16 protein-coding genes are annotated in these 14,639 nt (G+C 42.4%); 13 read left to right on the forward strand and 3 right to left on the reverse strand.

Annotated elements, in window-relative coordinates; translation table 11 throughout:
- Positions 1–113 precede the first annotated feature (113 nt).
- From pcnB to yjgA, 7 genes are read left to right on the forward strand one after another with little or no spacing between them, the layout of a single operon-like run.
- Positions 114–1,583 carry a polynucleotide adenylyltransferase PcnB gene (pcnB, locus tag F946_RS04035; protein WP_004979159.1) on the forward strand — a complete coding sequence of 490 codons (1,470 nt, stop codon included), beginning with the start codon at positions 114–116 and terminating at the stop codon, positions 1,581–1,583.
- Positions 1,580–2,068 carry a 2-amino-4-hydroxy-6-hydroxymethyldihydropteridine diphosphokinase gene (gene folK, locus F946_RS04040; RefSeq protein WP_004979161.1) on the forward strand — a complete coding sequence of 163 codons (489 nt, stop codon included), beginning with the start codon at positions 1,580–1,582 and terminating at the stop codon, positions 2,066–2,068. The genes pcnB and folK overlap by 4 nt, the downstream gene beginning before the upstream one ends.
- Positions 2,069–2,104: 36 nt before the next feature.
- Positions 2,105–2,914 (forward strand): 3-methyl-2-oxobutanoate hydroxymethyltransferase, encoded by an 810-nt coding sequence (gene panB / locus F946_RS04045; RefSeq protein WP_004692301.1) that lies wholly within the window; start codon positions 2,105–2,107, stop codon positions 2,912–2,914.
- A gap of 3 nt (positions 2,915–2,917) precedes the next feature.
- Positions 2,918–3,760: a pantoate--beta-alanine ligase gene (panC, locus tag F946_RS04050; RefSeq protein WP_004979164.1), complete on the forward strand. Its 843-nt coding sequence runs from the start codon at positions 2,918–2,920 to the stop codon at positions 3,758–3,760.
- 26 nt (positions 3,761–3,786) lie between these two features.
- Positions 3,787–4,638, forward strand: coding sequence for an RNase adapter RapZ (rapZ, locus tag F946_RS04055; protein WP_004979166.1), 852 nt, complete (start codon positions 3,787–3,789; stop codon positions 4,636–4,638).
- Positions 4,635–4,904 (forward strand): HPr family phosphocarrier protein, encoded by a 270-nt coding sequence (locus F946_RS04060; protein WP_010325935.1) that lies wholly within the window; start codon positions 4,635–4,637, stop codon positions 4,902–4,904. The genes rapZ and F946_RS04060 overlap by 4 nt, the downstream gene beginning before the upstream one ends.
- Before the next feature lie 2 nt (positions 4,905–4,906).
- The gene (gene yjgA / locus F946_RS04065) at positions 4,907–5,440 is read left to right on the forward strand and encodes a ribosome biogenesis factor YjgA (protein ID WP_004979168.1); all 534 of its coding nucleotides are present in this window, start codon (positions 4,907–4,909) and stop codon (positions 5,438–5,440) included.
- Between the two features lie 77 nt (positions 5,441–5,517).
- Here the strand turns inward: yjgA and F946_RS04070 are convergent, their stop codons facing one another.
- Entirely contained in the window at positions 5,518–7,161 is a 1,644-nt protein-coding gene (locus F946_RS04070) for an acyl-CoA synthetase (RefSeq protein WP_004979170.1), read from the reverse strand.
- Positions 7,162–7,672: 511 nt separating this feature from the next.
- Between F946_RS04070 and thrS the strand changes: the two genes are divergently transcribed.
- The 3 genes from thrS (at position 7,673) to F946_RS16970 (ending at position 11,492) form a co-directional block, all read left to right on the forward strand.
- A complete protein-coding gene (gene thrS / locus F946_RS04075; protein ID WP_004979172.1) occupies positions 7,673–9,595 on the forward strand; it encodes a threonine--tRNA ligase in 1,923 nt (640 codons plus the stop codon).
- A 5-nt stretch (positions 9,596–9,600) separates the two neighbouring features.
- The gene (gene infC, locus F946_RS04080; protein WP_078425166.1) at positions 9,601–10,152 is read left to right on the forward strand and encodes a translation initiation factor IF-3; all 552 of its coding nucleotides are present in this window, start codon (positions 9,601–9,603) and stop codon (positions 10,150–10,152) included.
- A 102-nt stretch (positions 10,153–10,254) separates the two neighbouring features.
- Positions 10,255–11,492, forward strand: a protein-coding gene (locus F946_RS16970) for an IS3 family transposase (RefSeq protein WP_155118239.1) whose coding sequence is annotated in 2 segments (ribosomal slippage) — positions 10,255–10,591 and positions 10,591–11,492 — 1,239 coding nt in all. Because the reading frame shifts where the segments join, the coding sequence is not laid out codon by codon here.
- A gap of 51 nt (positions 11,493–11,543) precedes the next feature.
- On the opposite strand, the gene F946_RS04095 is transcribed toward F946_RS16970, so the two are convergent.
- Positions 11,544–11,996 carry an Hsp20 family protein gene (locus F946_RS04095; RefSeq protein ID WP_004692288.1) on the reverse strand — a complete coding sequence of 151 codons (453 nt, stop codon included), beginning with the start codon at positions 11,994–11,996 and terminating at the stop codon, positions 11,544–11,546.
- A 324-nt stretch (positions 11,997–12,320) separates the two neighbouring features.
- Here F946_RS04095 and F946_RS04100 point away from each other — a divergent pair, with 324 nt between their 5' ends.
- The 3 genes from F946_RS04100 to F946_RS04110 all read left to right on the forward strand — a co-directional run bounded on the left by F946_RS04100 (position 12,321) and on the right by F946_RS04110 (position 13,780).
- Complete coding sequence (locus tag F946_RS04100; protein ID WP_004692287.1) at positions 12,321–12,941, forward strand: glutathione S-transferase family protein; 621 nt, start codon at positions 12,321–12,323, stop codon at positions 12,939–12,941.
- 115 nt (positions 12,942–13,056) lie between these two features.
- Complete coding sequence (locus tag F946_RS04105) at positions 13,057–13,350, forward strand: hypothetical protein (RefSeq protein WP_004979180.1); 294 nt, start codon at positions 13,057–13,059, stop codon at positions 13,348–13,350.
- A gap of 1 nt (position 13,351) precedes the next feature.
- Entirely contained in the window at positions 13,352–13,780 is a 429-nt protein-coding gene (locus tag F946_RS04110; RefSeq protein ID WP_004979182.1) for a YqaA family protein, read from the forward strand.
- A gap of 112 nt (positions 13,781–13,892) precedes the next feature.
- Here the strand turns inward: F946_RS04110 and F946_RS04115 are convergent, their stop codons facing one another.
- Positions 13,893–14,624 carry an energy transducer TonB gene (locus F946_RS04115; protein WP_004979184.1) on the reverse strand — a complete coding sequence of 244 codons (732 nt, stop codon included), beginning with the start codon at positions 14,622–14,624 and terminating at the stop codon, positions 13,893–13,895.
- Positions 14,625–14,639: the final 15 nt, after the last annotated feature.

Below are 14,639 nucleotides of genomic sequence, written 5' to 3' on the forward strand. Positions count from 1 at the left end.
AATTGATCAGAATCCTGCTTTGCTTTCGATAATCAAATTGCCCTTTGATTGTGTTAGATATATGATTAGCGTCATCTTAGAATTTTACGTTTAGGCGTAGGAGACAGCGGCTTTTGCAAACTTTGCGCGCGTCAAAATGTGGTTTATCAACCGCTCAATTACCTTCTTACATTTTAGATGTGATCGATGCATTAACTAAGGCAGGCTATGAAGCGTATATCGTCGGTGGCGGTGTCCGCGACATGATGCTTGGCCTAAATCCCAAAGATTTTGATGCAGTGACGAATGCAACACCGTCACAGGTAAAAGAAGTTTTCGGACGACGTTGCCGTATTATCGGGCGCCGTTTTGAGCTGGCTCATGTCTATTCAGGTCGTGAGTTGGTTGAAGTTGCAACTTTCCGTGCACCGCCGAAGAAAGAAGTCACCTCTGCACAAGGCATGATTTTGCGTGATAACAATTGGGGTACGATTGAGCAAGACTTTGCCCGCCGCGACTTTTCAATTAATGCGATGTACTATCAGCCACGTAAGGGCGTTGTCTTAGATTTCTGTCATGCTGTGGATGACATTAAAAATAAAACCTTACGTCTACTGGGCGATGCACAAACGCGTTTTGAAGAAGATCCTGTGCGAATGCTGCGGACATTACGTTTTGCTGCAAAATTAGGTTTCTCAATTGATCAGCAAATTCTTGACGTTTTTACCTTGGAAATGACGCAGTTACTGCGTGATGTATCGCCGCACCGTTTATATGATGAATCTCAGAAGCTGTTCACGATGGGGCATTTAAATCGTGTGCTGCCAATGTTGATCGATTTCGGCATTTGGAAGCAGTTATTTGCAGATATCCAACCGAATATCACACCATTTATTGAACGTGCCGCTAAAAATACCGATCAGCGCATTCAAGTGGGCAAAACCATCAACCCTGCATTTTTCTATGCGGTGTTGTTATGGCAGCCGTTCTTAGAGCGTTGTGAGTTTTATAGCAGTAAAGGTGTGGTTGCGGCTGAAGCTCGTGCGCAAGCGGGACTTGATGTATTAAAACGCCAAGCCACGCGGACCATTATTCCACGTTTTGCTGAAACCTTCATTCGTGAGGTGTGGGAAATGCAAACTCGACTACTCAACCCGAAAGCACAGCAAATTCAAGCCTTATCTAGCCATGCACGTTTCCGTGCAGGCTTTGACTTCTTGTTGCTTCGCGAAAAATCCGGTGATGAGGGTACGCTCGGCATGGGACAGTGGTGGGATGCCTATCAGTTGATGAGCACCGATGAAAAAGAACGTGCTATCAGCCAATATAACCGCCAACGTGCAAAATCACGTCGCAGCGGTAAAGCAAGTGCTGAAGAAGCAGCAATTGCTAAAACGGTAAGTCATGAAATTGAGCCTTTGGTGCAAGAGCAAGAATCGCGCAGTCGTCGTGCACGTAAACCGAAGCAACACGCTGAAGCTCGTACCCAGATTGGTACGGGAGCAGGTCATAGCTCGACAGAGATTGGTGCAGACCACCCAATTTTAAAACGTAAACGTGTTCAGCGTGATTTAAGCAGCGTGATTTTTGGGCCGACACAATGAGCATCGTCACGTACATTGGTCTAGGTAGCAACTTAGGCGACTCTAAAGTGATTTTGACTGAAGCGGTGCACAAGTTGGCCAGTCTTGGCGATGTGAAGATCTCCAAGCTGTATCAAAGCCCACCGATGGGGCCGCAAGACCAACCCAATTATTTAAATGCCGTGGTGCAACTCAGCACAAACTTGGCGCCGTTGGCCTTGCTGGATGAATTGCAACGTTTTGAACAAGAGTCGGGACGTGTACGTTTACGCCATTGGGGTGAACGTACTTTAGATTTAGATTTACTGATCTATGCAGAAGAGAAAATTCAGCATGAACGCTTAACTGTGCCACATGTCGGTGTGATGGAGCGTGATTTTGTGTTGATTCCATTGCTGGATTTAGACCCCAATTTACACATTGATGGTATTGCGTTGAAACAGTTGCCTGTTGTACAACAACCCACGTTGAGCGTGCTGGATGCAGGCAATTGGGCAAAGATTTAATTTAGCCGAGCTAAAGATGTTGAAAGGAATAGTTTGATGATTAGTTTAAATGACTTAAGAAAATTTAAAGCAGAAGGTCGCAAATTTTCCTGCCTGACTTGCTATGATGCAAGTATGGCAAAGGCAATGGAACTTGCTGAAATTGATACCATTTTAATTGGCGATTCGCTAGGTATGGCCATTCAAGGTCGTGATTCCACTTTGCCTGTTACAGTTGAAGATATGGCTTACCATACCGCAGCTGTACGCCGTGGTAACCAGCATGCCTTGATCATGACTGACTTACCTTTTATGAGCTATGCCACCTTAAATGATGCTTTGCAAAGCTCAAAAGTAGTGATGCAAGCGGGCGCGCAAATGGTCAAAGTCGAAGGTGGAGCATGGCTGGCTGAAACGGTTCAGGTTTTGACACGCAACGGTATTCCTGTATGTGTACACTTAGGTTTAACCCCACAGTCTGTACATGTGTTTGGTGGCTATAAATTACAAGCACGCACACGTGAAGCGGCAGACCAATTAATTGCGGACTGCCAAGCGGTGGTTGATGCGGGTGCTGCGGTGCTGTTATTAGAGTGTGTGCCTGCGCAGCTCGGGAAAGAAATTAGTGAGTTGTTCCCACATGTACCTGTCATTGGCATTGGCGCAGGTGTGGATACCGATGGTCAAGTCTTAGTGGTACAAGACATGCTTGGACTGACTTTTGGTCGTGTTGCAAAATTTGTGCGTAACTTTATGAAAGAACAAGCAGGGGAAACGGCGATTTTGGATGCGTTCAAGGCATACCATGCAGCGGTGCTTGATAGCTCATTCCCTGCAAAAGAACAAACATTCCAAGTCGAGCTGTAAAACATGAAAACTGAAACCACGATCCAAGGCCTATCAGCATCATTGAACCCTGCGCGAACGGCTCGAAAAAGTATTGGTTTCGTCCCGACCATGGGGAACTTGCATCAGGGGCATTTGAACCTTGTGCGCGAAGCGAAAAAACTCTGTGATGTGGTTGTAGTCAGCATTTTTGTGAATCCTATTCAATTTGGACCCAATGAAGATTTTGACAGTTACCCACGCACTTTGGAACAAGATCAGCGCTTGTTGGCCGAGGTTGGTTGTGACATCGTGTTTGCACCATCGGTTGAGCAAATGTATGGCAACAGTCCACGTTTAACCAATATTACTGTTTCAGATATCACCAATGATTTGTGTGGTCTACAACGCCCAGGTCATTTTGATGGTGTCGCCGTTGTGGTGACGAAATTGTTCAATATTGTGCAACCTAATTTTGCTTTCTTTGGTGAAAAAGACTATCAACAGTTGGCTGTGATTCGTCAGTTTGTTCGCGATTTGAATATGCCGCTTGAAGTGATGGGTGTGGCAATTGCACGTGCTGAAGATGGTTTGGCTTTAAGTTCCCGTAATGGTTATTTAAGCGAAGAAAACCGTCAAAAGGCACCGACCATTTATCAAAGCTTAAAAGCGGCAGAACAGTCGCTACAAACTGGTACCGCTTTAGCTGATGTGTTAGCAAATATAAAGGCGACATTGACACAGGCTGGTTTTGTTGTGGATTATGTGGAAGCACGCACACCTGCATTGCAGAAATTGGATGCGTTTGACCAAGATGTGGTGCTTTTTGTTGCGGCAAAACTCGGGGCAACTCGTTTAATTGATAACTTGAAAGTGAAACATATTTAGTCAAGCTCACCTCTCAAAGGATTAAGATGAAGCGCATTTTAATTGTTACAGGACAGTCTGGTTCAGGTAAATCCTCTGCATTACAAGTGTTGGAAGACCTAGGTTATTACTGTATTGATAATTTGCCTTTGGCCTTACTTCCAGAAATTGTTGCCAAGCTGGATCGGGAAAATAATCTTGAGCAGTTGGCGCTTGGTGTGGATGTACGCAGTACACGTGCAGATTTGCAAGAATTCGACTTGGTGTTTGAACAATTGCAAAGGCATGGTACGGTCGATATTATTTATTTGACCACGCGTGACCAAGAACTGATTGCGCGCTTTAGTGCTTCACGTCGTCCGCATCCGTTGGCGACACGCTTTCAAAGTTTGAACCAGTGTATTCAAGAAGAGAAAACCCTTTTATTGCCGATTAATTTGCGCTCAACCGTGCATATTGATACCACCGATAAAAGTGTGCACGACTTAAAGCATACCTTGCTGTCAAAGTTGGGTCAGTCGGATAACCTGATTTTGATTTTGCAGTCTTTCGGCTTTAAACATGGTATTCCGTTAGATGCTGACTATGTGTTTGATGTTCGACATTTACCCAATCCCCATTGGGATTTAGAACTGCGGAAGTATTCTGGACTAGATGCCCCTGTGCAAAAATTTTTGGAACAAAGTGAGCAAACCCACGAAATGTTCCAAGATGTTTATAAGTTTTTAGATAAATGGTTACCAGCTTTTGCTGAAGGGCATCGTCACTATATGACCGTGTCAATTGGTTGTACGGGTGGGCAGCATCGCTCTGTATATATTGTGGATAGACTAAAAAAGGCCCTTGAGGCAAAATGGTCTATTCAGGTCCTCCATCGAGAAATGAAGCACTGGGCATGATTGACACAACTGTTGACGTAATTAATAAACTAGGGTTACATGCGCGTGCATCTGGCAAGCTCATTGAAGTGACCACCAAATTCCGTTCTTCAATTCAAATTGGAAAAGGAGACAAATTGGTGGATGCCAAAAATATTATGTCCCTCCTGATGCTAGGCGCAGGAAAGGGCACCACTTTACGCTTGGTGCTTGAAGGCGCAGATGAAGAACAAGCTTTATCTGAGATTCAGGCACTATTTGCAGCAAAATTTTACGAGGCAGATTAATCGTGGCACGTCGACCGCATAGTTTTACTGAAGAAGACTTTGAATCTTTAGAAGGACGTGCAAGTAAAACTGAACAGAAAAAAGCCGTACAACGTATGGCATCTTTGGGTTCTCAACTTGCAGAGTTGAACACTAAACAAATTCAAAACTTACCTGTTGAAGAGCGTTTGATTGAAGCCCTTTTGGATGTGAAACTAATTACATCAAATGAAGCTCGTCGTCGCCAATTTTTACGCATTGGGAAGTTGTTGCGTAATGAAGATGAAACGGTGATTTTGTCTTATTTGACACCGCAACAAGGCGCGAAAAAAACTGCTCAATTACAGCGTTGGGTTGATCGTATGATCAAAGATGGTGATGTGGTCATTAATGAGTTTTCCAAAACTTATAATGCCGCGGAACGTCATACCATTCGTCAGCATGTATTGCGTATTCACCGTGATATCAAACAGCAGGCTGATGAAGAACAACTTAAAGCTTCACGTTTGAAGTTGTTTAACTACATCCAGCAAGTGGCTTTAATTTCAGATAATTAAGTCATTTAGACATAAAAAAAGCGACCTTAACGGTCGCTTTTTTTTGAGAATATTTGCTTGTATAGACTGCTGAATGTTTAGCTAAACTCGCCCGTTGCACGCTCTTTGGCCCAATCGCGTAGAACAAATTTCTGTAACTTGCCTGTCGACGTTTTTGGAATTTCTGTAATCACTACATCTTTCGGTACTTTAAAACGTGCCAGATGTTGCTTACAGAATTCAATGATTTCCTCAGGTGTGATTTCTTTACCTGCTTTGAGCTCAATAAATGCACAGGGCACTTCTTGCCAGCGAGGATCGGGTTTCGCGACCACCGCAGCCGTTAAAATAGCAGGATGTTGATAGAGGATTTCTTCAACTTCTAGTGATGAGATATTTTCACCTCCAGAAATAATGACATCTTTAGAGCGGTCAGTAATTTTGGCATAGCCATCGGGTTGGCAGACTGCAAGATCGCCTGTATGAAACCAACCACCTGCAAAGGCTTCTGCCGTGGCTTCAGGGTTTTTGAGATAACCTTTCATCACAATGTTACCTCGGAACATAATTTCACCCATGGTCTGACCATCATGCGGGACAGGTTGCATGGTATCTGGATCCAGCACTTTCATACCGTCTTGCAGTGGGTACGGAACACCTTGGCGTGAGTGCAGTTGTGCTTGTTCTTGAATCGATAAGTCAGACCAACCCGCTTGAGAGGCACAAAGCGCAGAAGGGCCATAGGTTTCAGTGAGGCCATAGACATGGGTGACATTGATGCCAATATGACGCATGCCTTCAATGATTGCAGCAGGAGGCGCAGCACCTGCCACCATCACTTCAACGCGATGCTCAAAGTGAATTCGTTGCTCTTCTGGAGTATTGATCAGCATTGATAACACAATCGGCGCACCGCAGAAATAATCGACTTTGTGTTCAGCGATGAGTTTAAAAATGAGTTCAGGGTCAATTTTACGTAAACAGATGTTGGTGCCGCCATTGGCTGCCATGGTCCATGCAAAGCACCAACCGTTGCAGTGAAACAGGGGGAGGGTCCACAAGTAGGTCGCACGAGGTGTCATGCCACAAGCAATGATATTACTGGCTGCATTGATATAAGCCCCGCGGTGATGATAGACCACCCCTTTTGGGTTACCTGTTGTTCCCGAGGTGTAATTTAAGCTAATGGCATCCCATTCATCTTGAGGTAAATGCCACTCAAAGTTTTCATCACCTTCGGTTAACCAGTCTTCATACTCGATTTGCCCAATCGGGGCTGCAAAACAGTTTTCGTACTCAGCATCATCTACATCAATCACAAAAATGTCACGCTTGACTAAAGCCAAAGCCTCTTGTGCAACCGATGCAAACTCTGGATCCACCAATAAGACTTTGGTTTCTGCATGATCAAGCATAAATGCGATGGTTTTGGCATCTAAGCGCGTGTTCAATGTGTTGAGCACAGCACCTGCCATTGGGACTGCAAAATGTGCTTCGATCATTGCAGGGACATTGGGCAGCAAAACAGAGACAGTATCGTTCTTTGTGATTCCCAATTTTTGTAACTGTGAGGCAAATTGGCGACAGCGAAGGTAAGTTTCACGCCATGAAATATGGCGGTGCCCATGAATGATGGCATCTTGATGAGGGTAAATATAAGCAGCTCGTTCTAAATAACGTAATGGTGACAAAGCCACAAAGTTTGCGGGGGTTCTTGGTAACTCATCATACGCACTCACCATGTTGATCACTCCTGAATTTGGTATTATTTTTTCCATTGATTAAAAGATATGCATTTTTCAGCCATCTTGCATTTATGCTTTAGTCGAGTTGCTCTTTTTAGATGAATTTATTGAATTTTTTTTGTTTAGTTTATCTAAACTGAATCTATGGATTCTGTGCGATATAAACCCTTTTAGTTAGATTTTAGCCTGCTTTTTAAGCAAAATGTGTATGCTTGTGTTGCTGTATTGTTCAATAAAAAGTGACCGATAGAGTCATTATAAAATGTAGCGATAAGGATTGCGGCACATCAATTCCCTCATTTTAGTGATGCTGTGGGACTGGCAAATAAATTCAAAATGCGCTGAAACGTGAATTTTATAGGGGAAAAGGTTTAATCCTGTGGATAACACGTGTAAAATTCGACTGATTTTATTTATCCACCGTTTTTATCTTTTGAGGTTTTACCTCGATCATAATCTCGCGGTGATATGCTCCATGGTACGGGGCATCACTCCTTAAGGATTTTTTATGCCAATTATCACTTTGCCAAATGGCGATCAAAAACAATTTGATCAAGCTGTATCTGTGATGGACGTTGCACTGAGCATCGGTCCGGGTCTTGCGAAAAATACAGTTGCAGGAAAAGTCGATGGTCGTTTAGTTGATGCATCTGACTTGATTACCACGGATGCCAGCCTTCAAATTATTACGCCTAAAGACGAAGAAGGTGTCGAAATCATTCGTCACTCTTGCGCTCACTTGGTGGGACATGCGGTTAAGCAATTGTTCCCTGAAGCGAAAATGGTGATTGGTCCTGTCATTGAAGATGGCTTCTATTACGATATTTTTAGCGCAAAGCCATTTACGCCAGAAGACATGCTAGCCATTGAAGAGCGTATGAAAAAGCTCATCGATCAAGACTATGATGTCATCAAAAAAATGACACCACGTGATGAGGTGATTGCAGAATTCACAGCGCGTGGTGAAGATTATAAATTACGCTTGATTGCAGACATGCCTGAAGAAACAGAAATGGGCTTGTACTACCATCAAGATTATTTGGATATGTGCCGTGGTCCACACGTGCCCAATACTAAATTTTTAAAAGCATTCAAGCTGACTAAAATGTCAGGCGCTTATTGGCGCGGCGATGCGAAGAATGAACAGTTACAACGTATTTATGGTACAGCGTGGGCAGACAAAAAACAGCTTGCAGCGTATATCAAACGTATTGAAGAAGCTGAAAAGCGTGACCACCGTAAAATTGGTAAAGCTTTAGACCTGTTCCATATGCAAGAAGAAGCACCAGGTATGGTGTTCTGGCATCCAAACGGTTGGACCATTTATCAAGTACTTGAACAATACATGCGCAAAGTACAACAAGATAATAGCTACCTCGAAATTCGTACCCCACAAGTGGTTGATTTCACGCTTTGGGAAAAATCAGGCCATGCTGCTAACTATGCTGATGGCATGTTCACGACGCATTCAGAAAGCCGTAACTATGCAATTAAACCAATGAACTGTCCTTGTCACGTACAAGTGTTCAACCAAGGTTTAAAATCATACCGTGATTTGCCAATTCGTTTGGCTGAGTTCGGTTCTTGTCACCGTAACGAACCATCGGGTTCACTGCACGGCATTATGCGTGTTCGTGGTTTTACGCAAGATGATGCACACATTTTCTGTACCAAAGAGCAAATTGGTCAAGAAGTGGCTGACTTCATTCAACTGACTTTAGATGTGTATAAAGACTTCGGTTTCGAAGACGTGCAAATGAAGTTGTCTACACGTCCAGAAAAACGTGTGGGTGATGATGCACTTTGGGATATGGCTGAAAAATCTTTAGCAGATGCTTTAGATGCTGCTGGTTTGGAGTGGGAACTTCAACCAGGTGAAGGCGCATTCTATGGTCCGAAAATTGAATTCTCACTGAAAGACTGCTTAGGCCGTGTATGGCAATGTGGTACAATCCAATGTGACTTCAATTTGCCAGAACGTTTAGATGCGTCATATGTCACTGAAGACAATGATCGTGATCAACCTGTAATGTTGCACCGTGCAATACTTGGCAGTTTTGAACGTTTTATTGGTATACTAATCGAACACTATGCGGGCTTTATGCCACCTTGGTTAACACCAATTCAAGCATGTGTGATGAACATTACCGATTCACAAGCGGAAGCATGTGAGTCAGTCGTCGCTAAACTTAAAGAAAACGGTCTCCGTGCGATTTCAGACTTGAGAAATGAGAAAATCGGCTTTAAGATTCGTGAACGTACATTAGAGCGTATTCCTTACTTACTGGTACTTGGGGACCGTGAGGTAGAGGAAGGTACAGTGAACGTGCGTACCCGCTCTGGAACAAATTTGGGTACTATGTCAATCGACGCTTTCGTTGACCTAGTAAAAGCAGCCGTTGCCGAACGCGGCCGGTACATTGTGGAGTAACAGCGATTAAACAGCCTGACCGTAATCAACAGGGCGGTAACAAATCAAACCGTCCTGCTTTGAATGATGAAATTCGTGCGAAAGAAGTCCGTCTTGTAGACGAAAATGGTGAGCAAAAAGGTATTGTTAGCTTGGCAGAAGCATTACGCGCTGCTGAAAGTGTTGAGCTTGATCTTGTTGAGATCGTAGCAAACGCTGAACCGCCTGTTTGTAAAATCATGGACTTCAACAAGCATTTGTTTGATCTAAAGCAAAAGCAGAAAGAAGCGAAGAAAAAACAGCATCAAGTACAGGTGAAAGAAATCAAACTCCGCCCGGGTACTGATGTTGGTGATTACAACGTAAAACTACGTGCAATCACTAAGTTCCTTGAAGAAGGCAACAAAGTAAAAATTACTCTTCGTTTCCGTGGTCGTGAAATGGCGCACCAACAGCTTGGTTTGGCTCAACTTCAAAAAGTTGAAGCAGATGTGGCTGACTTGGGCGTAGTTGAACAAGCACCGAAAATGGAAGGTCGTCAAATGGGTATGTTGCTTGGTCCTAAAAAGAAAAAGTAATGATCCATTGATCTTAAAAAAAGCACTGCCTATGCAGTGCTTTTTTTATTTTGTTGATTGTCCCGTCCTGAAATAAGTTTACACCTTTAAGAGGCTTATTTTATGGAACATGAACGAGAACAAAGAGTTAAACGTACACAAGGTGATTATAGCTTTGCCTTTAAAATGATGGTTGTACATGAAGTAGAAAAAGGGCAAATTACTTATAAACAAGCTCAGGCAAAATATGGTATTCAAGGAAGATCAACTGTGCTGGTATGGTTACGCAAGCACGGACAACAGGACTGGACTTCGAATATGCCGCCTTCTTCTAAACGCCAATTAACACCCCAACAACGAATCCGCCAATTAGAAAAGCAGTTAGCCGCAGAAAAGCTTAAAACTGAATTTATTCAGGATGTGATTTATCACATTGATAAAGAATGTGGGGCTGATCTTGGAAAAAAGTATACCGAGCACGTTTCAAAGATTGGCAAAGCCAAAGAGGACTAAGCGTTTCACGTTATTGTCAGTGGTTGGGAATCACCCGACAAGCTTATTATCAAGCAGAAAAACGTGCTCAAATGACTGCACAAGCAACTGAAAAAATACTTGAGTTGGTTATGGAATATCGTTGTCTCATGCCAAGTATCGGAACACGTAAGTTGTATTGGCTTATTAAAGGCAAATTGTTGCAGCGTGGTTTAAAGTGTGGACGGGATCAGTTATTTAAAATATTGAAAGAGCATAATTTATTGATTCGCCCCAAGCGTCGCTATACAAAAACTACGGATAGCAAGCATTGGATGAAGAAGCATCCAAATTTATTAAAGGATTATTCAGCAGTGCAAGCCAACGAAGTCTTTGTTAGTGATATTACTTATGTTGAGAGTGCTGAAGGCGTACATTATTTATCATTGGTGACAGATGCTTATACCCGTCAGATTAAAGGTTATAAGTTATCGAATGATATGCGTGCGGAGAATGTTATGCAGGCTCTACATATGGCGATGCAGCATGTGACGGATCGAGCGACTAGGATGATTCATCATTCAGACAGAGGCTCTCAGTATTGCTCTGAGCTATATCAATCGGCATTGCGCCATTATGGGATATGTCCTTCCATGACAGATGGATACCTTGCGAAACAGTGTTTCTCATATCAAAATGCATTAGCAGAGCGGATTAATGGAATATTAAAGCAGGAGTTTTTAACTACACGATGTCAAACCATGAAGGAGTTAGATCACTTAATTACGGAATCTATCATGATTTATAATTACTATAGACCACATTTAAGTTTAAATATGAACACCCCGAATCAGATGTATGAGCAAACTAAAACCGAGCTAATTGCTTAACTCGGTTTGAAGTGGAATACTGTCAATCTATTTCAGGACAAGACAGATTGACTATGCCGAAGTGTTTTCAGTTGTTAATTTCTTTTGTCCGATTGGAATTCGGCATGGCGCTTTTTCTTCTGGAACAATCCGTCGTAGCTGGATGGTGAGTAAACCATTTTCATAATTGGCCTCTTGTACTTCAATGTGTTCATCTAAACGTAAAGATAATTTAAATGAGCGCTGTGTGATGCCTTTATGCAAGAACTCAGCATGATTGTCTTTGGTCTGATCAGCATGTTGACCTGAAATATTAAGTACCTGATTCTCTAAATCGATCGCGAGCTCATCTTGGTTAAAACCAGTCGCAGCTACGACAATGCGGTAGTGATCATCACCGACTTTTTCAATATTGTACGCAGGATAATGTGGTGCTTCACTGAGCATTGCATGATCAAACAAATCGTTTAAACGGTCAAAACCGATACTACGACGGAATAATGGCATTAAGCTTAAATTACTCATTGATAAAACCTCCACTATTAGGAAAAGTGATATAAATAAGCAACCTATGCGACTCGATTAGCATGGTTGTCACAGCAATAATTGGTGTGGATGTTTGCTGTACTTTTAATATTTGGATGCTCTATAAAATTTCAAGATTAAAAAATAAGGTTTTTTAAAAAATTCTCTTTGGTTGATAATTATTCTATTTATATGAAGCTAGTCATGCATATTTTAAGATTTCAATTTCAGTTTAACCTAATGTTTCTAGGCTGGAATCATGTTATAAACAGTATCAAACCTCGACAATATGAACTAAAACGAGAAAAGTAACAGGATAACCACATGATCGATTTGTACTATTGGGGAACACCCAACGGACATAAAATTAGCATCGCATTAGAAGAGATGGGTTTGGAGTATCAAGTCTTTCCCATCAATATTTTAGAAAATGATCAGTTTCAACCCGACTTTCTACGCATTTCACCCAACAATAAAATCCCTGCGATTGTGGATCAAGATGGTCCTAAAGGTGAAGCCATTTCTGTGTTTGAGTCAGGAGCGATTTTGCAGTATTTAGGGCGTAAAACAGGACAGTTTTATCCAAGCGATGAACAGTCTCGTGTTGAAGTTGAGCAGTGGTTGATGTGGCAAATGGGTGGTTTTGGTCCAATGCTTGGACAGAACCATCACTTTAGTAAATTTGCTCCCGAACGTATTGCATATGCAACTGAACGCTATGTCAATGAAACCAAGCGCTTGTATGGTGTACTAGATAAGCAACTTTTTGGTCAAAACTATGTGGCTGGAGAGTATTCGATAGCGGATATGGCAATTTTCCCATGGATTCTGCGTTATGAGTGGCAGCAAATTGACATAAATGACTATCCAAATGTGAAGGCTTATATGGAGCGTATTCAAGCGCGCCCCGCGGTTCAGCGTGCGTTGGCGCTTCAAGTGAATTAGTTACAGAAGCGCTGACTTGAACTGTGTTAAGCTTAGCGCCTTCAAGGTATAAGCCATTCTTTAAAGCCACCGATGGGTGGCTTTTTTGTTGAAAGGTTGTTTGGACATCAGCGTAATGAAAAAAGAGTTTTTCCTCAATTTAACCCGCATTATTGAAGCGAATCCTAAAATCTATCTCAGTATTATTGTGGGGATTGCAGGATGTTTGGTGCTATTTGTAGCTGAAGCGGTACACATTCAAAAAATCATTGAACTGCTGAATACCAAAGATCAGGTGGTACTCCGCGCTGCAATTGAACCGATTGCTGATAAGTATTCATGGTCACGTTGGTTTTTGTTGATTCTGGCATTGATCTGGTCAAGTTTTGCTTATAGCTCAACCAAGAAAAAGCTGGGTTTAAAATCATAAAATGATGTGGGCCTTAGGACTACTTTTCCTTTCTGCCTTTGGGGCGGCGACACTGCTACCCTTACAGTCAGAAGCAGTCTTGGTGGGATTGTTGGCTCAGACGCAGTATTCAGTGTGGTTGTTGGTTGCTGTTGCCAGCCTAGGCAATATTTTAGGTAGCTGTGTGAATTGGTGGCTCGGCTTGAAAGTTGAGCAATACAAAAATAACAAATGGTTTCCCGTCTCAGAGCAAAAGATGTTGCAGGCGCAGGGCATTTATCAAAAATATGGTTTTTGGTCTTTATTGCTCAGTTGGGTGCCCGTTATTGGTGATCCGATTACCCTCATTGCAGGATTACTCAAAGAAAACTTTGTTCGTTTTGTCGTGATGGTGAGTATTGCGAAAATCGGACGCTATCTTTTTGTATATTGGATGTTTAGTCAGTTCTAATTATTTTCAAGTACTGAGAGCGACTGGCCACATGCTTATATGTGCTGAATGGGTTTAAAGTTTATATAGAGAGATGACACGAGTGAGTGAGAACTCGTGTCACGCTAAATTTTTAACGACAAGCATTCAGATCGAATTCAATCGCATCTTTAAATTTAGATTTCTTATAGATCCACAGTGTGCTTGCTGTGCGTTTAACACTGACTCTGCTATTTGCAACGGCTTGTAAAACTTGTTGATCAAGCGCGTAAATACCTGAACCTTTGATAATTTTAGGCTTCTTGATGTTGCCGTGTTTATCGGCTTTAAAGCTAAATTTAATTTGACGGTCATGACCATTCAACTGCGTTGAATCTAGCGCAAGCGTAGGTTGAGCCTGATATTGAAAAGGCACTTTTTGCTGCTGTTGTTGCGCACGCCAGTTCTTTGAGTCAAAGCTATAGTTACATGCTTCGACATCATCTGGAGTTAAGTTTAAATTAAAAACTTGATAACCAATGACAGCTAAAGCGGTGTCGTCTTCTATAAACGGTTTTACTTTGGCTTGAAGCACGGCATTTACCAGCTTTTCATCTAAAGCTTTGATTCCAGTCGTTTCTTGGACTGTCGCTTTGGTCACATCACCTGTTTCATCTGCATACACACGAATAATCGCTGCACGGTTTTGTTGGTTTAAATCACTATTTTTATATTGGGGTTTGGGAAAATCTACCCATTGAATACGCGTGGTCAAATGCGCCGATTGAGCTGAACTTTTTTGAATGGTGAGTTCTAATGGTGGCTGAGCTGCATGACTGAGATGAAAGGGCAGTGTAGATAATGCGAGCAAGAAGAGTGGTTTCATATGATCGATTTCTTT

Origin of the sequence: Acinetobacter johnsonii ANC 3681, from assembly GCF_000368805.1 — a bacterium.
Lineage (GTDB): Bacteria > Pseudomonadota > Gammaproteobacteria > Pseudomonadales > Moraxellaceae > Acinetobacter > Acinetobacter johnsonii.